This is a genomic window from Pseudomonas sp. ML2-2023-3, assembly GCF_037055275.1.
Classification (GTDB): domain Bacteria; phylum Pseudomonadota; class Gammaproteobacteria; order Pseudomonadales; family Pseudomonadaceae; genus Aquipseudomonas.
On record NZ_CP146343.1, the window covers coordinates 4,577,998 to 4,600,492 of the forward strand.

Below are 22,495 nucleotides of genomic sequence, written 5' to 3' on the forward strand. Positions count from 1 at the left end.
CGTTTTTTTATGCCCTCAAACCAGCCCGCTTAAAACGCGTTACGGAAGATTTCCTCAATCTGCCCCTGATCTGCCTTGCGCGGATTGGTCAAACCACACGCATCTTTCAGGGCATTGGTGGCCAGGATCGGGATGTCATCCAGCTTGGCCCCCAGATCACGCAGCCCCGCCGGAATCTCGACGTCCCTGGCCAGCGTACGAATCGCCGCAATGGCCGCCTGGGCGCCCTCTTCCGGGCTCAGGCCGCGCACATCGGCACCCAGCGCATGGGCCACGTCGGTCAAACGAGCCGCGCACACACTGGCGTTAAAGGTTTGCACATGGGGCAGCAATACTGCGTTGCACACACCATGGGGCAAGTCATAGAACCCGCCCAACTGGTGGGCCATCGCATGCACAAAGCCCAGGGATGCGTTGTTAAAGGCCATACCGGCCATGAACTGCGCGTAAGCCATGTTTTCGCGCGCCGTCAGGTCCTTGCCGTCATTCACCGCCTGGCGCAGGTTCTGACTGATCAGCTCCATTGCCTTGATCGCGCAGGCATCGGTAATCGGGTTGGCTGCGGTCGACACATAAGCCTCAATGGCATGGGTCAGCGCATCCATGCCCGTGGCTGCCGTCAGGCCTTTAGGCATCGCGACCATCAACTCAGGGTCGTTGACCGACAGCAGCGGCGTGACGTTGCGGTCGACAATGGCCATTTTTACGTGGCGCTCTTCGTCTGTGATGATGCAAAAACGCGTCATTTCACTGGCCGTACCAGCCGTGGTGTTGATCGAAACCAGCGGCATTTGCGGCTTGGCCGAGCGATCGACACCTTCGTAATCACGGATATGCCCGCCATTGGTCGCGCACAGCGCAATGCCCTTGGCGCAGTCATGGGGCGAACCGCCGCCCAGCGACACGATAAAGTCGCAGTGCTGCGCCTTGAGCACCAGCAGTCCCGCCTCTACGTTGGCAATGCTCGGGTTAGGTTTGGCACCGTCAAAAATCACCGAATCAATGTCTTGCAGCGCGAGCTTTTCAGCGATCAAGGTCGCAACCCCCGCCTTGGCCAGCCCCGCGTCGGTCACAATCAATGCCTTGCGAAAGCCATAGTTGCGGATCGCAGTCATGGCCTCGTCCAGACAACCATTACCCATGATGTTGACGGCGGGAATAAAGAAAGTACTGGTCATGTCGAGTCCTCTTGACGGGTCATTGGCTAAATCGGTTCTTTACAGCTTCGCCCAATCACAATGCAGCAATGTTGATCTGGCTCAACACTTGAGCGTGATAAAGTCCGCTACCGCCCACGCCTTGAGACGATATTTGCGATGACACCCTTCCAGGAATTTGATGCCGAACTAGAAGACTGGAACCAGTTACGCACCAGCACGCCGTGCAGCGGTCTGCTGATCGGTAACGGCGCGAGCATGGCCGTGTGGCATGACTTCTATTACGACTCACTGTTTGATAAAGCCAAGAGCGTAGCCGAAAAACCGCTGAGCCAGACCGAACTCAGCGTGTTCGAAGCCCTTGGCACCCGCAATTTCGAACATGTACTGAGCGCCCTCAAGACCGCGAGCAAGGTCAACAAGGCACTGGCCATCAACTCGGCCTCACCGCGCAAACGCTATTACGCCATCAAGGAAGCCCTGATCAACTGCACTCAGGACATCCACATCCCCTGGCGCCTGATGCAGCCCGACACCCTGGCTTGCTGGCACGAGGAACTGGCGCGCTATGCCACCGTGTATTGTTCCAACTACGACCTGCTGGCGCCCTGGGCTGTCATGCAGGCACCCAAGCAGTTCAATGACCTGTTCAATGCATCCGGTTCGACCTTTGAATTGAGTGCGAGCGCCGCCAAGGGCAAAACCACCCGCATGCTCTACCTGCACGGAGCGTTGCACCTGGTCAGGAATCAGGAAGGCAAGGCCCGGAAAATCACGGCCAGCGAGCCCACCTTGTTGAGCAACTTCGCCATTAACCACTCGATCAGCGCACTGGACGATGTACCGTTATTTGTCAGCGAAACCAGCAGTGACGACAAGCGCAAATCCATTCGCCAGTCCGATTACCTGTCTTTTTGCCATGAGCAGCTAATGGCTCATAAAGACGCGCTGTGCATTTTTGGCCATAGCTTGAGCGAGCAGGACCAACACCTGATCGACGCCTTGCGCCTGGCGCCGCTCAAAACCCTGTGCATCGCCATCTACCCGCGCAGCGAGGCGTTTATCCGTTTCCAGAAAAACCATTACACCGCGCTGTTTGCCGAAAAGAAACTGGCACTTCGCTTCTTCAATTCAAAGACTCACCCGCTGGGCCTCAGCCGACACTCCGTGCCGGTAGAGGCTTGACCCACACCACGTCCCTCAGAGCTTCTCTTTGATCACCGTCGTCGGGCCGTTGTGTTTGACACTGGCAATGCCTTTGTCCCGCGCGGCCTCTGAGCTGTACAACTCACTGGTACCAATGACCTGGTGATTGGCCGCCTTCAGATTGAAGTAGGGCTTGCCATCCTTGGCCGCTTTTTTCTCGTAGCGCTCATCCAGCGGGCTGTTGGCCTGAACCGAGGCAATCCCGGCCTTGGCCGCCGCGAGCGTGGTGTACTGCTCACTGACCAATATCGTTTCGGCATTCGCCGCTTTCAATACAAAACGAAACTGCCCGCTGCTGGTCTTGCTCAATTCGTACCAACCCGACATAGCCTTTCTCCTGAAAATAAGGGTGCCTGCGCTTATTCAGTAAAGACCCCACAGGCTATTTATCCATTTATCGACAGGAATGAACGGGACACGCATTTTCAACGAGACAAATAGCAATGGTTATCGATACCATTCGCGACTTATTTGCATCGCTGTGTTCACAAGGATCTTCATGTCAGGCCTTAAACCCGACCCGCCCGCGGCCGATCACTTTCGCGAGTTCTATACGCAAATTCTGCACTTTCTGCGCAAGCGCACCGACAACACCAGCGATGCAGCCGACATGACCCAGGATGTTTTCACCCAATGGCTGGGTTATCAGGACCGGGCCAAGGTCGAGCAGCCACGGGCTTTTTTATTTCAGATGGCGCGCAATCTGTTGCGCGACCACTGGCGGCGCCAGCAAGTACGACAAGCCGTGCACGGCGAGCACGCCGAGAGTGAAGCCGAACCCTTAAGTGATGAGAGGGATGACCCGATGGCCGCGGCCCAGCGTCAGCAGCGCCTTGAGCAGCTCAAAAGCGTGCTTGCAGAACTCTCGCCCAGGCGCCGCGAAGCCCTTATGCTGCACCGTTTTGAAGGCTTGAGTCAGGCACAGATTGCCGCACGCATGGGGATTTCCGTGAGCATGGTCGAAAAGCACATTGCCCTGGCCTTACTGCACTGCAAGCAACATCTACAACGGGACAGCGGCAAGGAGCAGCCAAAATGAGTCCTTTTCAAGAAGCCGGGCACGAGAGCATCGATGAACAGGCGGCCCATTGGTTTTCGCGCAATCGTAACGAGCGCGACCCATCCAGCCGAGAGCAATTCAACAGGTGGCATGCCAACCCGGCCCATGCACAGGCCTATGCCGAATTCCAATCCCTGTGGGCTGATCTGGGCGAACTTGAACGGGTAAACCGTCCCGTAACGCTTCCCGTGCGCCCCCGGCGATTCAACGCAGCGCTGGCCACCGCGGCCGCCGTCCTGTGCGCCGTCTTTGCGCTGAACCTGGGAGCCCCAGTGGCCCTGCACCAGCAGCACGTGAGCACCTCGGCCCAAGGCGGGCGCACGGTATCACTGCCTGACGGCAGCACCTTGAATGTCAATGCCAACACCCGGGTACGCCTCGAATTCAGCGCACAACAACGCGATATATATCTGGATCAGGGCCAGTTCTATATCGACGTAGCGGCCAATAAAGAGCAACCACTGGTGGTGCATGCTGGCGATGCGCGCATCCGGGTAGTCGGCACCGGATTCGATGTCCGGCGCAGCTCACGCCAATTGGTGGTCAGTGTCGCCCATGGCCAGGTTGCGTTTACCCCCGATGCCACCTCTTCAACCCTGCTTGGCGCTCAGCAACGCGCCACCTACGACTACGCCAGGCACTCACTGCAAGAGCAAAACCTGGGCCCTGATGAAGTGGCGGACTGGCGCAGCGGGCACCTGTCCTTTCGCAATCGCGAACTGGCCAGCCTGGTGGACGAGCTGGACCTGTACCGCCCCGGCGTCATCCAGCTTGCCGATGGCCCCCTCGCTCGCTACAAGGTCTCCGGCAACCTGGACACCCGCGATCCACTGGCACTGGTCAAGGCCCTTCCCGCGTTGATCCCGGTAAAAAACGTGCTGCTGGACAACGGAATCATCCGCATCGAACCTCGCTAAAAAAACATATGCGAATATTTTGCATTCGCATATGTGGTTTTTTCAGGCTGTCGCGTCTTCCTCCGGTCTGCGTTGCTAACGCATGTCTTTTTGGCCTTTGTTGCCACACCGGGGGATTTCATGTTTCGCACACCACATCACTTCTCGCACGTTTACGCGCGCCCGACACTGGCGGCGGCTTGCCTGGCGATCAGCCTGCAAGCCCATGCCCAGTCGTTCCAGTTGCAGCTGCCGGCACAATCGCTGGCCAGCTCACTGAGTGAGGTGGCACAGCAAGCGAAAATCCAGCTGCTGTTTGACGAAGCCCTGCTACGCAACATAAAAGCCCCCGCGCTCAAAGGCGACTTCACACCACAACAGGCCATCCAGCTACTGCTCAAGGGCACCGACTTCAGCTTGATCCAGGTCGACCGCACCTACGTTGTCCGGCCTCGGGAAGACGGCACCACCACCAGCAACAGCCTTGAACTCGGCGCAGTCAGCGTCGTGGGTAATGGCAACGAGGTCGACTCCAGCAGCGTCGGCAAATCGACCATGACCCAAACCCAGATCAATCAGTATCAGGCCAACAACATCCCCAGCCTGCTGGCCACACTGCCGGGCATCAACCTCGGCGGATCGCTCAAGCCTGGCGGTCAGACCATCAATATCTGGGGCATGGGCGAAGCCGAAGACGTTCAAATGACGGTGGATGGCGCGACCAAAAGCGGCTTTGAGCGCTACAAACAGGGCACGATTTTTATCGAGCCCGAGCTGATCAAGCGCCTTGAAGTAGAAAAAGGCCCCCATGACATACACACCGGCAATGGTGGTTTTGCCGGCGTCGTACACATGGAAACCAAAGATGCCCCGGACTTGCTCGAAGACGGCAAAGACGTTGGCGCCATGCTCAAGTACGGCTACAGCAGCAATGATCATCAACAGGTTTACAGCGGTGCCGCGTACGGCCGCACCGAAGATGGCCGCGCCGATGCACTGGTGTACTACACCAAACGCGACGGCGACAACATGAAGCTGGCCGACACGATGCCCGATCCGAAAAACCTGTACCCGGTCAATCCCAAGCGCCTGCCCAACACCGCCCAGGATCTGGACGCGCAACTGCTCAAGCTCAACCTGAGACTCAATGACGAACACCGCGTCGGCATGTCTTACTCACGGGCGAACAATGACCTGTGGGTGCCCTTCTCGGCTGTCAGCTATCCGGAGCCACCCAGCAAGGCCAACATTGCCAAATATGGCTATGACATTGCCTCCCGACGATACCTGTCCAACCGCTCAACCATCGACACCACCTGGTCGACCCAATACAAATACGAGCCTCTGGACAACCCCCTGGTAGACCTTGAGGTCAAGTACTCCCACTCCAACACCGAACAAACCGACAAGCGCAGCGAACAGGCCCACACCCAGCCCACCACCGGCGGGCGCAAGATGGAAACCGGCTACACCGATGACATGCTGCAGATCGAAAACATCAGCCTGTTTGCCACCGGCCCGCTGGACCATGCCGTGACCACCGGCGTGCAATTTCGCAGACATCAGCGTGATGTGGACATGTGGATGCCAGGCGGGAATTACGAAACAGAGAAGTACAATTACGGCCACTACCAACCCAACTTCATGCCACGGGGCAAGGTCAATACCAACAGCGTCTACCTTCAGGACGCCATCACTTGGGGCGACTTCACCTTGACCCCGTCCATGCGTTACGACCATGTGCGCAATCGCGGTCAGGAAAACGACGCGCCCTTTTACAACCATCCGGAACTGGGTCACGACTACAGCGACAAAACCTACACTGGCTGGTCGCCTCGCCTGTCGGCCTTCTGGACAATTACCCCGAAAACAGCCTTGTTCGTTAACTACAGCAAGACCTGGCGCGCCCCGGTGATCGACGAGCAATACGAAGTCCAGGGCACTGGCAGCCGCACCTCCAGCAGCCGGAGCCTGGATCCCGAGCGCATCACCGGCTGGCGCGGGGGAAACATCACCACGTTTGATCAGATTTTCGGCGACAGCGACCACGCCCTGGTGCGCACCACCCTGTTCCACAACACCGTCGACGACGAGATTTTCAAAGCCACAGGTGTGGGCTGTGCCGCACAAACAGTCGATGTCAGCATGAGCACAGCCTGCGGCCCCAATATGCCCAACTACCGCAATATTGGCAGTGTGACGATCAAAGGGTTTGAGGTTGAGAGCTTTTACGAGTCCACCTACGTGTTCGGCTCACTGTCGTACGCATGGATGACGGGTAAACACGAAGGCGCCTACACCAACCCGTGGGGCCCCAACGTCTGGGCCCGAGACGTGCCTGCACCAAAATGGATTGCCGTACTGGGCACCAAAATACCGAGCCTGGATGCTCGCGTTGGCTGGAAGGGAGAATGGGTGCGTAAAACAGACCGCAGACCGAGCGACGATTACTACAGCAGCCCGATCAGCGTTCTGGGTGACCGTTACTGGGATCACTACAACAACGACGGCTACAACGTGCAGGGCCTGTTTGCCAACTGGAAGCCGCAACAGCCGTACCTCAAGGGCACCGAGGTCAACTTCACCCTGGACAATATGTTCAATAACAGCTTTCGCCCGATGCTCAGCGGCGATAACGCCTACAGCCAGGGCCGCAATGCCAAGGTCAGCGTAACGCGGTTCTTCTGAGTTGGCTGATCCGGCAAACCCTCTGTGGGAGCGGGCTTGCTCGCGATTCGGCCTGCACGGTGTATCTGGCCCACCGCGTCGACGCCATCGCGGGCAAGCCCGGCTCCCACAGGTGTGTGCCGCTCACACCCGCAAGCGCTATTGCGGGAGAGAGCGGTTACTGTGACGTGCTACCACACTCAACTCCGGCGCCTGCACCCGGCGCTGGCTCAAGTAGCGGGTGCAACTCACGCGCAGGAACGAGGCAAAGTTGACCACTTCGCCGCGATAATCCATGACCTCTTCATACAGCTTGGCCACCAATTGGTTGGTGGTCATGCCGTCTGCTTCGGCGATTTCACTGAGAATGTCCCAGAACTGGTTTTCCAGGCGCAACGTCGTGACCACGCCGCAAATACGCAATGAGCGCGAACGTGACTCGTAAAGAATCGGATCGGCTTTTACATACAGTTCACACATGGTCACGCCTCCTTCCTACAAAGTGATCTTGGTGCCCAACAAGCCCAGAAACGCCGCAAGCCATGCAGGATGTGCCGGCCAGGCAGGAGCGGTAGCCAGGTTGCCCTGTACATGGGCCTTGGTCACGTCGATGTCGATATACGTACCGCCCGCCAGACGCACTTCCGGTGCACACGCCGGATAAGCACTGCATTCACGTCCTTCAAGCGTGCCCGCCGCCGCCAGCAGTTGCGCACCATGGCACACCGCCGCAATCGGCTTGCCCGCCGTGTCGAAATCACGAACCAGTTCAAGAACCTTTTCGTTCAAGCGCAGGTATTCCGGTGCACGACCACCCGGCACGAGCAGAGCGTCGTAATCGCTGGCTTTAACCTTGTCGAAATCGAAATTCAGGGCAAACAGATGGCCGGGTTTTTCGCTGTAGGTCTGGTCGCCCTCGAAGTCGTGGATGGCGGTACGCACGGTTTGGCCAGAGGTCTTACCCGGGCACACGGCGTGCACGTGATGACCGACCATCAACAGCGCCTGAAACGGCACCATCACTTCGTAGTCTTCGACGTAATCGCCGACCAGCATCAGAATTTTTTTCGCTGCCATGGTGCGTGCTCCTGTGGGGTAAGACCTTGGGCCAGTAAGAGTAGCCAAAGTAACCCCTCAGCGCCCAAGCGGGTAATAGCCAAGTACTACGTACCCGCCAGACGCAACTTACAGGCTTATTTCAGCAAGCCATCGGCCTGCAGCAGCGTTTCAAGACAGTGTTCCTGGATGTTGTAGAACGCCTTGAGCTCCTGGATTTTCACCAACAGCTGAGCCGGATCAAGCGGCTCGGCGCGCTTGACCGCGAGGATCATCTTGTTTTTGTTGGTGTGCTCCAGGGAGATGAACTCAAACACCTTGGTTTCATAACCGCAGGCTTCCAGGAACAGTGCGCGCAAGCTGTCAGTGACCATTTCGGCCTGCTGGCCCAGGTGCAGGCCGTATTGCAGCATCGGCTTGAGCAATGCCGGGCTCTGGATTTGCAGGCGGATCTGCTTATGGCAGCACGGCGAACACATGATGATCGCAGCCCCGGAGCGAATCCCCATATGGATGGCGTAGTCGGTGGCAATGTCGCAGGCATGCAGCGCGATCATTACGTCGATCGGGGTCGGCGCAAAACTGCGCACATCACCATGCTGGAACGTCAGGCCCGGATGTTCGAGGCGCTGAGCGGCGTTGTTGCACAGCGTGACCATGTCTTCGCGCAACTCAACCCCGGTCACCAGGCCTTCGGCTTGCAGGCTGTGGCGCAGGTAATCGTGGATGGCAAACGTCAGATAACCCTTGCCCGAACCAAAATCCACCACCTTGACCGGTTGATCCAGCTTGAGGGGCGAGTTACTTAGGGCGTGGGAAAACACCTCGATAAACTTGTTGATCTGCTTCCACTTGCGCGACATCGCCGGGATCAGTTCTTGCTGCTTGTTGGTCACGCCCAGATCAGCCAGAAACGGCCGAGTCAGATCCACAAAGCGGTTCTTTTCACGGTTGTGCTCGGCCGACGGCACTTCCCGCTCTTGCTGGCTTTTGCCTTTGAACAGCGAGCTTTTGCCTTTTTTGCTGTATTCCAGCTGCACTTCGTCGGTCAGGGTCAACAAATGTGCGTTCTTGAACGCTTCCGGCAGCAGCTCGGCAATGTTGGCCACGCCCTCTTGCAGCGGGAAGTTCTTGGTGATGTCACGGGTTTTGTAGCGATACACAAACGACAGGCAGGCCTGATCCTTGACCGTGACCTGCTTGATGATGATCCGCTGCAGCTCGGCTTCAGCACCCACGTACTTGGCCAGGACCAGCTTGATAAAGGAGTTCTGGGCCAGGCCGGTTTCCAGCAGGCTCAAAAATTGCGCACGATGATCCGGCACAGACGCGGCGGTGGTAGCAGTCACTGACATTGAAAAAGGTGCCTCGGGGGTGCAGGAGGGGAAATCAAAAAACGAATGGCGGCCATTTTAGGCGTGTTGGCCGCCGGGGGCACGGAGTTATTTCAGACAGCGGCAATTACAACATCACCAACCGATTCGGTAATTGATTACGTGTCTGCGTCTTGGGCACATGCTGTTTGAGCACTTCGGCACAGGCATCGATGCAGGTAATAAAGCCCTCTGCCGTATGCCCCAGCGCCACGCGCCGCACGAAGTCGTTAACGATGGTACCCCAGTCGCTGTTGTCCAGATGACGCGAGATGCCTTCGTCTACCAGGATTTCGACATAACGCTCAGCCTCACTGACAAAAATCAGCACGCCGGTGCGCCCCGCCGTGTGATGCAGTTTCTGTTCGAGAAACTGGCGTCGGGCCAGATTACTCGCGCGCCAGTGCCGCACACGGGGCGGAATGAGCCGGGTGGTGATGGCCGGGAGGCGAAAGATCAGACTAAGGAAGACAAAGCTGGCCCACTGCAGCATCAGCAGCGTGTAAGTCGTCAGCCCGCTGTTTAAAAAGTGCACCACAGCGGGCACCACCAGGGCGATGAGGCTGGCCCACAGCAAGGGGATGTAGCTGTAGTCGTCGGCACGGGGAGCCAGCACGGTGACGATTTCGGCGTCGGTGTGCAATTCGGCACGGGTGACGGCTTCTTCGACCTGCCGCTGTTGCTCTGGAGTTAATAAAGCCATAAGTCTCGATACTCGTTGAAAAATGAATTACCAGCCGCCTGAGGCCCCGCCGCCGCCAAAGCTGCCACCGCCGCCGCGAAAACCTCCGCCACCGCCTCCTCCGAACCCGCCACCCCCAAAACCGCCCGAGCGCGAACCACCGCCACCGCCCGAGTGGCAGATGCCCAGGAACTGGCAGGCAGCGACAATCAGCACAAACAGTATAAATAGCAGCACAACCACGCCCGGGTGCTCAGCCATGAAATCATTGCCGCCGCCCTGCCCGGTGGCGTAGGCCGGTTCGGCCAAGGGAGCACCGCCCAATACCTGCAGGATGGCGCCGACACCGTCGCTGATCCCCTGGTTGTAGTTCCCTGCCTTGAAGGCCGGAGTGATGACCTGATTGATGATCACAGAGGACTGGGCGTCAGTGAGCCGATCTTCCAGGCCATAGCCGACCTCGATGCGCAACTTGCGGTCGTCACGGGCCACGATCAGCAAGGCGCCGTTGTTTTTGTCCTTTTGGCCGATGCCCCAGGCGCGACCCAACTGGTAGCCGAAGTCTTCAATCGGGGTGCCTTGCAGGTCGGGCACCGTGACCACCACCACTTGCTCGCCGGTGGCTTTTTCGTGGGCTTGCAGGGTTTGCGTCAATTGCTGGCGAGTGGCGGGATCAAGCATTTGCCCGTCATCCACCACCCGCCCGCTGAGCGCGGGAAAGGTCAGTGCCTGGGCCGTGGCTATAAAGAGCCACAGCAACAGGCCAAGCCCCGGTCTTGATAAGCGCATCGCTACCTCGATATTAAAGCCCGGACTCTTGTAGTCGCTGCCGCAGGCTGCGAAGGGGTTCGCAGGGTCTTTGAGGAAACGGTTTGCTCCGCAAACCTTCGCAGCCTGCGGCAGCGACTACAACATCACACAAGCAATTAGAACTTCACTTCAGGCGCTTTGTCGGCGTCCGGGGTGGTGGCTTCAAAGGTCGAGCGTACTGGCAGGTCGCTGTACATCACCGCATGCCACAAACGCCCCGGAAAGGTGCGGATTTCAGTGTTGTAGCGCTCTACCGCAAGGATAAAGTCGCGACGGGCCACGCTGATGCGGTTTTCCGTGCCTTCAAGTTGTGACTGCAGCGAGAGGAAGTTCTGGTTCGACTTGAGGTCCGGGTAACGCTCGGACACCACCATCAATCGGCTCAAGGCTCCCGTCAGCTGGTTCTGCGCTTCCTGGAACTGCTTGAGTTTTTCGGGATTGTTCAGGGTGCTGGCATCGACCTGGATCGAGGTCGCCTTGGCCCGCGCCTCAATCACCGCCGTCAAGGTGGCTTGCTCCTGCTTGGCCGCGCCCTTGACCGTTTCGACCAGGTTGGGGATCAGGTCCGAGCGACGCTGATACTGGTTCTGCACTTGCGACCAGGCCGCCTTGACCTGCTCGTCCAGGGTCGGAATGGTGTTGATCCCGCACCCCGCCAGCAGGCTGCTCAAGGCCAGCAGGGCGATCACTTTCCAGCCCACAACTCTAACGTTTTGTATTCCCATGCTTGTGACGCTCCGAAATAACGACATTTGGTTATTGACCACACACCACGCCTAAAAACTCCCGGCAATACTGGATTGCACGCGGCGAATCAGCTAAAAGACTGCCTACCATTCAGGAATACTCCGTTCTAAAGGTAGGTCAATTCTTTAATTCGAGTACTCCTGATACCTCCCCAGAACAATATCGCTGCACAAGCGTGGGCTTCCCTCGCTTCAAGTGAGCGGCTGCGCAGAAGAATCCAATGAGAAAAATGTGTTTGCTGGGCATTGTCATCAGCCTGGCCAGTCACACCGTGTGGGCTCAAACCCCTGCGGCCCCGCTCCCGCATAAAGACGTGTTCGTCGCTGACCTGCTGAAGAAAATGACCGTCGATGAAAAGATCGGCCAATTACGCCTGATCAGCATCGGCCCGGAAATGCCCCGCGAGATGATCCGCAAGGAAATCGCCGCAGGCCGTATCGGTGGCACCTTCAACTCCATCAGCCGTGACGAAAACCGCCCGATGCAAGACGCTGCCATGCGCAGCCGTCTGAAGATCCCGATGTTTTTTGCGTACGACGTGATCCATGGCCATCGCACTATTTTCCCGATCAGCCTGGCCCTGGCCTCCAGCTGGGACATGGATGCCATCGGCCTGAGCGGTCGCGTGGCCGCCAAGGAAGCCAGCGCCGACAGTATCGACCTGACCTTCGCACCCATGGTGGATATCGCCCGCGACCCGCGCTGGGGCCGTACCTCCGAGGGCTTTGGTGAAGACACTTACCTGGTCTCGCGCATCGCCAGGGTCATGGTGCAGGCCTATCAGGGCGCGTCACCGGCCCTGCCCGGCAACATCATGGCCAGCGTCAAACACTTCGCCCTGTATGGCGCAGTGGAAGGCGGCCGGGACTACAACACGGTGGACATGAGCCCGACACGCATGTTCCAGGACTATCTGCCGCCCTACCATGCAGCGATTGAAGCCGGCGCCGGCAGCGTGATGGTGGCCCTGAACTCGATCAATGGCATACCGGCCACCTCGAACATGTGGCTGATGCAGGATTTGCTGCGCAAGGACTGGGGCTTTAAAGGCGTTGCTGTCAGCGACCACGGCGCAATCATCGAGTTGATCAAGCATGGTGTGGCCAAGGACAGCCGGGAGGCCGCCAAGCTGGCGATCAAGGCCGGTATCGACATGAGCATGAACGACAAGGCCTACGGTGAGGAGTTGCCCGGCCTGCTCAAGTCCGGCGAAGTGCCGCAAAGCGATCTGGATAACGCGGTGCGTGAGGTGCTTGGCGCCAAATACGACATGGGCCTGTTTGGCGACCCGTACCTGCGGATCGGCAAGGCTGAAGATGATCCGGTCGATACCAAGGCCGACAGTCGCCTGCATCGCAGCGAAGCCCGTGAAGTGGCGCGCAAGAGCCTGGTGCTGCTGAAAAACCAGTCTGAAACCCTGCCGCTGAAAAAAGAGGCGCGCATCGCGCTGGTTGGCCCGCTGGCCAAGGCCCCGATTGACATCATGGGCAGTTGGGCGGCGGCCGGTCAGCCAGCACAATCTGTCACCGTATACGACGGCATGCGCAACGCACTCGGCGAACAGGGCAACTTGATCTATGCCCGTGGCGCCAACATCACTGACGACCAGAAAATCGTCGACTACCTCAACTTCCTCAACTTCGATGCACCCGAAGTGGTCAATGATCCGCGCCCGGCGCAGGTGATGATTGACGAAGCGGTCAAGGCAGCACAGCAGGCAGATGTGGTGGTTGCCGTGGTGGGCGAGTCGCGGGGCATGTCCCACGAATCATCAAGCCGCACCAACCTCGACATTCCTGCCAGCCAGCGCGCCCTGATTACAGCGCTCAAGGCTACGGGCAAGCCGTTGGTGCTGGTATTGATGAACGGCCGGCCGCTGTCGATTGATGTACAACAGCAACAGGCCGACGCAGTGCTGGAAACCTGGTTCAGCGGCACCGAAGGCGGTAATGCAATCGCTGACGTGCTGTTCGGTGACTACAACCCGTCCGGCAAATTGCCGATTACCTTCCCGCGCTCGGTTGGTCAGATTCCGACTTATTACAGCCACCTGAGCATTGGCCGACCGTTCACGCCGGGCAAGCCGGGCAACTACACCTCGCAGTATTTCGATGAGCCCAACAGCCCGCTGTACCCGTTTGGCTATGGCCTGAGCTACACCGACTTCAGCCTGTCGGATGTCAGCCTGTCGGCCAAGACCTTGAAGCCGGGTGCCACCCTGACGGCCAGCGTGACCGTCAAAAACACCGGCAAGCGTGCTGGCGAAACAGTGGTTCAGCTGTATATCCAGGACGTCACCGCGTCCATGAGCCGTCCGCTCAAGGAACTGAAAAACTTCCAGAAGATCATGCTCCAGCCTGACGAGGAAAAGGTGGTGCAGTTCAACATCGACGAGAACGACTTGAAGTTCTATAACGCACAATTGAAGTACGCCGCAGAACCGGGTGAATTCAACGTGCAGATCGGCCTCGATTCGCAAAACGTCCAGCAAAACAGCTTCCAATTGCTGTAATTTCGCTCAATGACCGGGAAGGTCTGCCCTGACCTTCCCGGTGCTTCTTCGTAGCAATATCCCCTTGACCTTTCCTATCTTTGCACCCGCCTGAAAATGCGTTCGGACAGCGCTGTTTTTTATGGTAGGGTTCGCGCCCTCAAAATTCAGCACGCACAGTTTAATCCGGTAAAAATTGGTGACAAACGGTCTGATGCAGAGCCTGTGGGGCCTACGCCGTTTTTTATACTTTCATACACAAATCGAGCATGGATTCAAGCCAAGATCCTACGTTGCAGAGACTCGGCAAAACGCATATCTTGTATCTATCCAGCCAAAAAACCCCATATGTAGGGTTTTAAGCAAAAAGACCAAGCACAACTCAGACGAGAATTTCAAGCCCTTTTCTCGCGCCTGCCTGGTGAACCAAACACGATTTTAAAGACCAAACCGCTCATGCGGATGGCAACCGCTTTCCAACGTAAATGTCGGAAAGCGGCCCGGGTGTTGCAGTAAAAATACTGTCATCCAACAGGAATACGGTTTCACGCGGTCTGCGTGAATCAAGACTTCGGCACGGAAGCGGCTCAACCCCCCTTCTGTACGTCCCGAAGTTGTTATGCCCGGCTCATCACCGGTTGTAGTGCTTCAGGACGTAACGGTGGGCACCCAAAAGGCGCCCAAACAAACATAGAGAATGTGGAGACACCCCCCATGCAAACCGATACAACTCGCGAGAACTCGCAGGGTTCCGATTCAAATCTGGATCTGTCTGCGACCGCGCCAGGCCAACTGCGCGTGATCAAACGTAACGGGGCTGTGGTTCCTTACACCGATGACAAGATCACCGTTGCCATCACCAAGGCGTTTCTCGCAGTTGAGGGCGGCAACGCTGCTGCCTCGTCCCGCATTCACGACACTGTTGCGCGCCTGACCGAACAAGTCACCGCGACCTTCAAGCGTCGCATGCCATCGGGTGGCACCATCCACATCGAAGAAATCCAGGACCAGGTTGAACTGGCCCTGATGCGCGCCGGCGAGCAAAAAGTGGCTCGCGACTATGTGATCTACCGTGACGCCCGCTCCAAGGAACGCGCCATCCGCGCTCCGGCCCAAGACGCCGTGAATGCTCACCCGTCGATCCGCATCACCCTTGCCGACGGTACTTTTGCACCCCTGGACATGGGCCGCCTGAACACCATCGTCACCGAGGCCTGCGAAGGTCTGGAAGAAGTTGACGGCGACCTGATCCAGCGCGAAACCCTGAAAAACCTCTACGACGGCGTAGCGCTGAGCGACGTCAACACCGCCCTGGTGATGACCGCCCGCACCCTGGTAGAGCGCGAGCCCAACTACTCGTTCGTGACCGCTCGCCTGCTGATGGACACCCTGCGTGCCGAAGGCCTGAGCTTCCTGAAAGTAGCTGACAGCGCCACCCACCACGAGATGGCTGACCTGTACGCCAAGGCCCTGCCTGCCTACATCGCCAAGGGTATCGAGTTCGACCTGCTGAACCCTGTGCTGGCCACCTTCGACCTGGAAAAACTGGGCAAGGCGATCAACCACGAGCGCGATCAGCAGTTCACCTACCTGGGCCTGCAAACCCTGTACGACCGTTACTTCATCCACCACGATGGCGTGCGTTTCGAACTGCCGCAGATCTTCTTCATGCGCGTGGCCATGGGCCTGGCAATCGAAGAGAAGCAAAAAGAAGACCGCGCCATCGAGTTCTACAACTTGCTGTCGTCCTTCGACTACATGTCGTCGACTCCGACCCTGTTCAACGCCGGTACCCAGCGTCCGCAGCTGTCCAGCTGCTACCTGACCACCGTGCCGGATGACCTGTCGGGCATTTACCACGCGATTCACGACAACGCCATGTTGTCCAAATTCGCCGGTGGCCTGGGCAACGACTGGACGCCAGTACGTGCACTGGGTTCGTGGATCAAGGGCACCAACGGCAAATCCCAGGGCGTGGTTCCGTTCCTCAAGGTCGTGAACGACACCGCTGTGGCCGTTAACCAGGGTGGCAAGCGCAAAGGCGCTGTGTGTGCCTACCTGGAAACCTGGCACATGGACATCGAAGAGTTCATCGAGCTGCGCAAGAACACCGGTGATGATCGTCGTCGTACCCACGACATGAACACCGCCAACTGGATCCCTGACCTGTTCATGAAGCGTGTCTTCGATGACGGCCCGTGGACCCTGTTCTCGCCATCCGAAGTACCGGACCTGCACGACCTGACCGGCAAGGCCTTCGAAGAGCGTTACGAGTACTACGAAGCGCTGTCCCAGTACCCGGGCAAGATCAAGCTGTTCAAGACCATCCAGGCCAAAGACCTGTGGCGCAAAATGCTGTCCATGCTGTTTGAAACCGGCCACCCGTGGCTGACGTTCAAAGACCCGTGCAACCTGCGCAGCCCGCAGCAGCACGTGGGCGTGGTCCACAGCTCGAACCTGTGCACCGAGATCACCTTGAACACCAACAAGGACGAAATCGCCGTTTGCAACCTGGGCTCGATCAACCTGCCGAACCACATCGTCAACGGCAAGCTGGACACCGACAAGCTCAAGCGCACCATCGACGTAGCCGTTCGCATGCTCGATAACGTGATCGACATCAACTACTACTCGGTGCCGCAAGCACGCAACTCGAACCTCAAGCACCGTCCAGTGGGTCTGGGGATCATGGGCTTCCAGGACGCTCTGTACCTGCAGCACATTCCGTACGCTTCGCAAGCAGCCGTGGAATTTGCAGACAAGTCGATGGAAGCGGTCAGCTACTACGCAATCCAGGCTTCTTGCGACCTGGCAGACGAGCGCGGCGCTTACGAGACGTTCCAGGGTTCGCTGTGGTCCAAAGGCATCCTGCCCCTGGACTCGCAACAGATCCTGATCGAGCAGCGTGGCCAGAAGTACATCGACGTTGACCTGAACGAATCCCTGGACTGGGCACCGGTTCGTGCCCGTGTACAAAAAGGCATTCGTAACTCCAACATCATGGCCATCGCACCGACCGCCACCATCGCCAACATCACTGGCGTATCGCAGTCGATCGAACCGACCTACCAGAACCTCTACGTGAAATCGAACCTCTCGGGCGAATTCACCGTGATCAACCCGTACCTGGTTCGCGACCTCAAGGCGCGCGATCTGTGGGACTCGGTCATGATCAACGACCTGAAGTACTACGACGGTTCCGTGCAGCAGATCGAACGCATCCCGCAAGAGCTCAAAGAGCTGTATGCCACCGCGTTTGAAGTCGATACCAAGTGGATCGTTGACGCCGCCAGCCGCCGTCAGAAGTGGATCGACCAGGCTCAGTCGCTGAACCTGTACATCGCTGGCGCTTCGGGCAAGAAGCTGGACGTGACCTACCGCATGGCCTGGTACCGTGGTCTGAAAACCACTTACTACCTCCGTGCCCTGGCCGCGACCAGCACCGAGAAGTCCACCGTCAACACGGGCAAGCTCAACGCCGTGTCGAACGGCAACAACAGCGAAGACGTCGCTGCAGCCCCTGCCGGTCCAGCACCGGTACCAAAGGCTTGCGCGATTGACGAGCCGGATTGCGAAGCTTGCCAATAAGCTGAGCGGGCAGGCGGGTCAAACCGCCTGACCAAAAACCCCCGTTAAACCCTGGTAACAGTTGGGTTTAACGGGGGTTTTGTTTTTTGCGCGATTAAACGACGGGAATCCCCTGCCTGCCTCGTCAGCGACTACATTGCAGGTTGCAGAATTCAACAACAGGACGCCCCATGAACATCATCAATGCCACGTTGCGTAAAACACCCGGCCTGTTCACGGTCAGTTGCGAAGGCGAGCGCATCGGCGCCATCACGTTGCAGCAAGGCACTGTGCCCGTGCAAAACGGTGATATCGATGCCCGCGACCAACTGTTAATCGCCCCTCTGGTTGAACCCCATATCCATCTGGATGCAGCCCTGACCGCGGGCCAGCCCGAGTGGAATGTGAGCGGCACCCTGTTCGAAGGCATCGAGCGCTGGGCACAGCGCAAGGAAACCATCACCCACGAAGATACCAAGCAGCGTGCCCACACCACTCTGCGCATGCTGGCCGAGCATGGCATTCAGCACGTGCGCACCCATGTCGATGTGACCGATCCAACCCTGGCCGCACTGCGGGCGATGATTGAAGTGCGCGAAGAGGCCCGGCATCTGGTTGACCTGCAAATCGTTGCGTTTCCGCAGGAAGGTATCGAGTCGTACGCCGCAGGGCGCGCGCTGATGACCCTGGCCGTGGAGTTGGGCGCTGATGTGGTCGGCGGCATTCCGCACTTTGAAAACACCCGGGAGCAAGGGGTCAGTTCAATCAAATTCTTGATGGACCTGGCCGAGCGCACCGGCTGCCTGGTGGATGTGCACTGCGACGAAACCGACGATCCCCATTCGCGCTTTCTTGAAGTGCTGGCCGAAGAGGCCCGCGTACGCGGTATGGGCAGCCGGGTAACCGCCAGCCACACCACGGCCATGGGCTCTTACGACAACGCCTACTGCTCGAAACTGTTCCGCCTGCTCAAGGCTTCGGGCATCAACTTCGTCTCGTGCCCGACCGAAAGCATCCACTTGCAGGGCCGCTTCGACAGCTTCCCTAAACGTCGCGGCGTGACACGGGTTGGCGAACTGGATCGGGCCGGGATGAACGTGTGCTTCGGCCAGGACTCGATCAAGGACCCTTGGTATCCATTGGGCAACGGCAACATCCTGCGGGTGCTGGATGCCGGCTTGCATATCTGCCACATGATGGGCTTTGAAGACCTGGCGCGCTGCCTGGATCTGGTCACTGACAACAGCGCACGCACCCTCGACCTGGGCGAGCGGTACGGCATTGCGGTGGGCCGTCCGGCAAATCTGCTGGTGCTGGATGCCGAGAACGACTACGAAGCGGTGCGCCGCCAGGCCAAGGCGCGGGTCTCGATTCGTGGAGGCAAGGTACTGATGACCCGAGTGCCGGAGCGGGTTGAGTTCACCTGAACCTGCGCGCTTTGGGTAGGAGCTGGCTTTCCTGCGATGCTGACAACGCGGTCACTTGCCAGACCGCGCTGCTGCTATCGCGAGCAAGCCCGCTCCCACAATGGTGACGGGCATACCCTCCCGCGACCCGCCATTACGTCATCTGAATAATGGTCTGCATGATGGTGCTTTGGGTCGAGATGGTTTTGGCGTTGGCCTGGTAGTTGCTCTGCGCCTTGATCAGGTCCACCAGTTCGCTGGTCAGGTTGACGTTGGAGTCTTCCAGGGAGTTGGACTGGATGGCGCCCAGGCTGCCAATTTTCGGCGCGTCGTAACCGGCCACACCCGAGGAATAGGTTTCTTTCCAGGCGGTGCCACCCACCGGCTGCAAGCCTTGCTCGTTGGTAAAGCTGGCCAGGGAAATCTGGCCGATGGCGCGGCTCTGGTTGTTGCTGAAGTTGGCGAACATCACGCCCGAACCATCGATGGTCAGGTTGTTGATCTGGCCGGTGGCATAGCCGTCCTGGGTGGGCGGGTTACGGGAAGTATCGGTGTTGTACTGGGTGGTTTTGGCCATGTTGATCACGATGCCACCCGCTTTGGACGCCGCACCGTTGTCTTTCCATTCGCCATTGATCATGGCGCCCGGCTTCCAGCCACTGACAACCAGGGTGTTTTCAGCCTGGTCATCAGCCGCGCCTGGCTGCGTCACCTTGGTCAACGCACCGGCCGAATCAAACGCCATGGTTGAAGGCACTGGTGCCGTGGCATTCTCGCCTGTTGGCAAGGTGCCATCCGGGTTGCGGCCATCGATCAGGGTATAGACGCTCCAGTTGTTGCCACCGGTCTTGACCATGTACTGGTCCATCGGGTGCGCGTTGCCCTGGGTGTCATAGACCGTGGTGCTGAATTTTTTGGTGTAGCTGGTGGAGACGGTCGGATCGAACGGGACCTTGGCCTGATCGATCGCATCGGCGCTGGAGTTCAAGTTGATCTCGGACGTGACCGAACCTGTAGGCTTGGGCGCCAGGTTCGAGGTGTCGATACGCAGGTCGGTCAGCACGCCATTGACGATATTGCCGTTGGCATCCACGCCATAACCCTGCAAGCGCGCAGTGCCATCAGAGCTGGTCACATAACCGTCTTTATCGGACTTGAACGTACCGGCACGGGTGTAGCTCAAGGAGCCGTTGTCGCTCAGCACGAAGAAGCCGCTGCCCTGAATCCCCATGTCCAGAAGGTTGCCGGTGTTGTTGACTGCACCTTGACCAAAGTTTTGCGAAACCGCTGCCAGGTTCACGCCACTGCCGATGGTCTTGCTGCCGATCCCCAGCTTGTTGGCCGAGTAGATGTCGGCAAACTCTGCCCGCGAAGATTTGAAGCCGGTGGTCGCAGCGTTGGCGATGTTGTTGCCGGTCACGTCGAGCTGCTTGTTCGCCGCATAGAGGCCGCTAAGGCCGATATTGAATGACATGTTTCTCTCCTTGAGGCGTATGAGTCGGCTTAGAGGCCAATGGTCTGGACTTTGGATATGCCAATGCTGCCCAGGCCTGCGAGGTTGAGCATGATTTCGCCACCGGTCTTGCTCAGGGTCACGCTGTTAACCGTGGCTGGCAGGTAGGTGGTGAGCGCCGTCGTGCCGGTGTCGGTTTTGCTTGATGCGGTGAAGGTGTACGAGCCCTTGTCCAGCAGCACGCCTTCGTCGTCCTTGCCATCCCAGGTAAAGCCCGCGTTACCGGCCTTCTGGGTGCCCATGTCGATCGTGCGGACCACTTCACCGTCCGCATTGGTAATGCTGATCACGGGATTGGAGTTGGCGTCCTGGACCACCACGGTGCCGTTGAATGGCTTTTCGCTGGCGGGGTCCACATAGGCCTCACCGGTTTGCACAATCACCGAGCGCCCCACCAGCGACGAGGCCTGCAAGGCTTGCGAAGACTGGAAGTTGCCCGAGAGCGAAGTGACCGTATCGTTGAGCGTGGTGATGCCTTCCAGGCTGCTGAACTGGGCCAGTTGCGCGACGAACGCAGTGTTGTCCTGCGGGTCCAGCGGGTTCTGGTTTTTCAGTTGGGTAACCAGCAGTTGCAGGAACGCATCCTTGCCCAGCGCCGTGTTCCCGGACGCAGCCTTCGAGGCCGCCGCCAGACTGGTATCGGTGGTCTTGGCCTGGGCGGAGTTGGCAAGCACCTGGTTAAGGGTCATGCCGCTGGTGGAATCGGTCACACTCATTTGCGTCGCCCCTTATCACTGACCGAGGGTCAGGACCTTCTGCATCATGGTTTTGGCGGTATTCATCAGCTCGGCGTTGGTCTGGAACGAACGGCTGGCAGAAATCATGTCAGCCATTTCTTCAACCACATTGACGTTGGGGTAGTACACATAGCCCTTGGCGTCTGCAGAAGGATGGTTAGGTTCGTAACGGGCCTGAAGCTCGCTTTGGTCCTCAACCACGCCCAGCACCTGCACACCTTGGCCTGCACCGTCCTGATTCTGGAACAGCGAGTCGCCGGTGGTGCTTTGCGCGCCCTGAAACATAGTGGCAAATACCGGGTGACGAGCACGGTAGGTCTGGTCGATGCTCGAAGACACGGTGTCGGCGTTGGCGATGTTGCTGGCCACGGTGTTCAGGCGCGTGGTCTGGGCGCTCATGCCACTACCGGCAATATTGAAAACACTGGATAGAGACATGGATTACTCCCCACGCAGGGCCGACATCAGCCCTTTGAATTTGCTGTTGAGCAGGGTGAAGCTGGCCTGGAAGTTGACCGCATTCTCTGCGTAGTTCGATTGCTCCAACTGAGCATCCACGGTGTTCTGGTCGATCGAGGGCTGCATCGGGGTGCGGTACAGCAGCGACTCGTCGCCACTGCTCAGGCCCTGGGCTTCGATATGGCGAGTGTTGGTCTTGTTCAACGCAAAGGCGCCGTTCTGGTTTTTGTCGCTCTGTGCCGCGAGCACAGAGGCAAAGTCCAGATCCCGAGCCTTGTAGTTCGGGGTGTCGGCGTTGGCGATGTTGTTGGCCAGTACCTCGGCACGCTGAGCGCGAAAGCCCAGGGCTTGCTCATGGATACCGAGCGCTTTATCGAAGCTGATGCTCATGTCGGAAAACCTTTGTGGGCTGACCTGAGAATGTGATTCAGGTTTTACATGACAGGGATAGAGCAAACCCCGTGCCAGTTTTTACAGCCCCGTATTTCAAGGGTTTGCCGGGTTGCGGACAGCGGCAATGCCAGAAAAGCGGCAACGGTTGACCGCTGACTGCCGCTTTTCTGCCGCTTGGAGCAGGTTTTTTGTAGTCGCTGCCGAAGGCTGCGATAAGGGCCGCAGGCCCTTGAAAAGGTTTTGCACTGATCTCGGGAAACGGGTTGCTGCGCAAC

At 58.3% G+C, this 22,495-nt stretch carries 19 protein-coding genes; 7 read left to right on the forward strand and 12 right to left on the reverse strand.

What is annotated here, in order from left to right; all coding sequences use genetic code 11:
* Nucleotides 1-29: 29 nt before the first annotated feature.
* Nucleotides 30-1,178, reverse strand: coding sequence for an L-threonine dehydrogenase (gene yiaY / locus V6P94_RS21120; protein ID WP_133077372.1), 1,149 nt, complete (start codon nucleotides 1,176-1,178; stop codon nucleotides 30-32).
* A gap of 138 nt (nucleotides 1,179-1,316) precedes the next feature.
* On the opposite strand from yiaY, the gene V6P94_RS21125 reads away from it, so the two are divergent.
* The gene (locus V6P94_RS21125) at nucleotides 1,317-2,342 is read left to right on the forward strand and encodes a DUF4917 family protein (protein WP_326427255.1); all 1,026 of its coding nucleotides are present in this window, start codon (nucleotides 1,317-1,319) and stop codon (nucleotides 2,340-2,342) included.
* A gap of 15 nt (nucleotides 2,343-2,357) precedes the next feature.
* Here V6P94_RS21125 and V6P94_RS21130 read toward each other — a convergent pair whose 3' ends face one another.
* Complete coding sequence (locus V6P94_RS21130) at nucleotides 2,358-2,690, reverse strand: YegP family protein (RefSeq protein ID WP_133077370.1); 333 nt, start codon at nucleotides 2,688-2,690, stop codon at nucleotides 2,358-2,360.
* A gap of 172 nt (nucleotides 2,691-2,862) precedes the next feature.
* Between V6P94_RS21130 and V6P94_RS21135 the strand changes: the two genes are divergently transcribed.
* The 3 genes from V6P94_RS21135 to V6P94_RS21145 all read left to right on the forward strand — a co-directional run bounded on the left by V6P94_RS21135 (nucleotide 2,863) and on the right by V6P94_RS21145 (nucleotide 7,007).
* Nucleotides 2,863-3,402 (forward strand): RNA polymerase sigma factor, encoded by a 540-nt coding sequence (locus tag V6P94_RS21135; protein ID WP_133077369.1) that lies wholly within the window; start codon nucleotides 2,863-2,865, stop codon nucleotides 3,400-3,402.
* Nucleotides 3,399-4,340, forward strand: a complete 942-nt coding sequence (locus V6P94_RS21140; protein WP_338648657.1) for a FecR domain-containing protein — start codon at nucleotides 3,399-3,401, stop codon at nucleotides 4,338-4,340. The genes V6P94_RS21135 and V6P94_RS21140 overlap by 4 nt, the downstream gene beginning before the upstream one ends.
* A gap of 120 nt (nucleotides 4,341-4,460) precedes the next feature.
* Entirely contained in the window at nucleotides 4,461-7,007 is a 2,547-nt protein-coding gene (locus tag V6P94_RS21145) for a TonB-dependent hemoglobin/transferrin/lactoferrin family receptor (protein ID WP_338648658.1), read from the forward strand.
* A gap of 138 nt (nucleotides 7,008-7,145) precedes the next feature.
* Here the strand turns inward: V6P94_RS21145 and V6P94_RS21150 are convergent, their stop codons facing one another.
* The 6 genes from V6P94_RS21150 to V6P94_RS21175 form a co-directional block, all read right to left on the reverse strand.
* Entirely contained in the window at nucleotides 7,146-7,466 is a 321-nt protein-coding gene (locus tag V6P94_RS21150; protein ID WP_133077366.1) for a ribbon-helix-helix domain-containing protein, read from the reverse strand.
* A 15-nt stretch (nucleotides 7,467-7,481) separates the two neighbouring features.
* Nucleotides 7,482-8,063 carry a DJ-1/PfpI family protein gene (locus V6P94_RS21155; RefSeq protein WP_133077365.1) on the reverse strand — a complete coding sequence of 194 codons (582 nt, stop codon included), beginning with the start codon at nucleotides 8,061-8,063 and terminating at the stop codon, nucleotides 7,482-7,484.
* A 116-nt stretch (nucleotides 8,064-8,179) separates the two neighbouring features.
* On the reverse strand, nucleotides 8,180-9,397 hold the full coding sequence (locus V6P94_RS21160) for an SAM-dependent methyltransferase (protein ID WP_133077364.1): 1,218 nt from the start codon (nucleotides 9,395-9,397) through the stop codon (nucleotides 8,180-8,182).
* A 106-nt stretch (nucleotides 9,398-9,503) separates the two neighbouring features.
* Entirely contained in the window at nucleotides 9,504-10,118 is a 615-nt protein-coding gene (locus tag V6P94_RS21165; RefSeq protein ID WP_133077363.1) for a TPM domain-containing protein, read from the reverse strand.
* Nucleotides 10,119-10,145: 27 nt separating this feature from the next.
* Nucleotides 10,146-10,886, reverse strand: a complete 741-nt coding sequence (locus tag V6P94_RS21170) for a YgcG family protein (protein ID WP_133077362.1) — start codon at nucleotides 10,884-10,886, stop codon at nucleotides 10,146-10,148.
* A 137-nt stretch (nucleotides 10,887-11,023) separates the two neighbouring features.
* The gene (locus V6P94_RS21175) at nucleotides 11,024-11,632 is read right to left on the reverse strand and encodes a LemA family protein (RefSeq protein ID WP_133077361.1); all 609 of its coding nucleotides are present in this window, start codon (nucleotides 11,630-11,632) and stop codon (nucleotides 11,024-11,026) included.
* A 242-nt stretch (nucleotides 11,633-11,874) separates the two neighbouring features.
* Here V6P94_RS21175 and bglX point away from each other — a divergent pair, with 242 nt between their 5' ends.
* The 3 genes from bglX (at nucleotide 11,875) to codA (ending at nucleotide 19,139) form a co-directional block, all read left to right on the forward strand.
* Nucleotides 11,875-14,166, forward strand: a complete 2,292-nt coding sequence (bglX, locus tag V6P94_RS21180) for a beta-glucosidase BglX (RefSeq protein ID WP_338648659.1) — start codon at nucleotides 11,875-11,877, stop codon at nucleotides 14,164-14,166.
* 693 nt (nucleotides 14,167-14,859) lie between these two features.
* Nucleotides 14,860-17,733, forward strand: coding sequence for a ribonucleoside-diphosphate reductase subunit alpha (locus tag V6P94_RS21185; RefSeq protein ID WP_133077359.1), 2,874 nt, complete (start codon nucleotides 14,860-14,862; stop codon nucleotides 17,731-17,733).
* A gap of 170 nt (nucleotides 17,734-17,903) precedes the next feature.
* Entirely contained in the window at nucleotides 17,904-19,139 is a 1,236-nt protein-coding gene (gene codA / locus V6P94_RS21190; RefSeq protein ID WP_338648660.1) for a cytosine deaminase, read from the forward strand.
* A gap of 133 nt (nucleotides 19,140-19,272) precedes the next feature.
* On the opposite strand, the gene flgE is transcribed toward codA, so the two are convergent.
* From flgE to flgB, 4 genes are read right to left on the reverse strand one after another with little or no spacing between them, the layout of a single operon-like run.
* Nucleotides 19,273-20,592: a flagellar hook protein FlgE gene (flgE, locus tag V6P94_RS21195; RefSeq protein WP_133077357.1), complete on the reverse strand. Its 1,320-nt coding sequence runs from the start codon at nucleotides 20,590-20,592 to the stop codon at nucleotides 19,273-19,275.
* Between the two features lie 29 nt (nucleotides 20,593-20,621).
* Entirely contained in the window at nucleotides 20,622-21,347 is a 726-nt protein-coding gene (locus tag V6P94_RS21200) for a flagellar hook assembly protein FlgD (RefSeq protein WP_219262054.1), read from the reverse strand.
* Between the two features lie 15 nt (nucleotides 21,348-21,362).
* Entirely contained in the window at nucleotides 21,363-21,806 is a 444-nt protein-coding gene (gene flgC, locus V6P94_RS21205) for a flagellar basal body rod protein FlgC (RefSeq protein ID WP_133077355.1), read from the reverse strand.
* 3 nt (nucleotides 21,807-21,809) lie between these two features.
* Nucleotides 21,810-22,217, reverse strand: a complete 408-nt coding sequence (gene flgB / locus V6P94_RS21210) for a flagellar basal body rod protein FlgB (RefSeq protein ID WP_133077354.1) — start codon at nucleotides 22,215-22,217, stop codon at nucleotides 21,810-21,812.
* Between the last annotated feature and the right edge of the window lie 278 nt (nucleotides 22,218-22,495).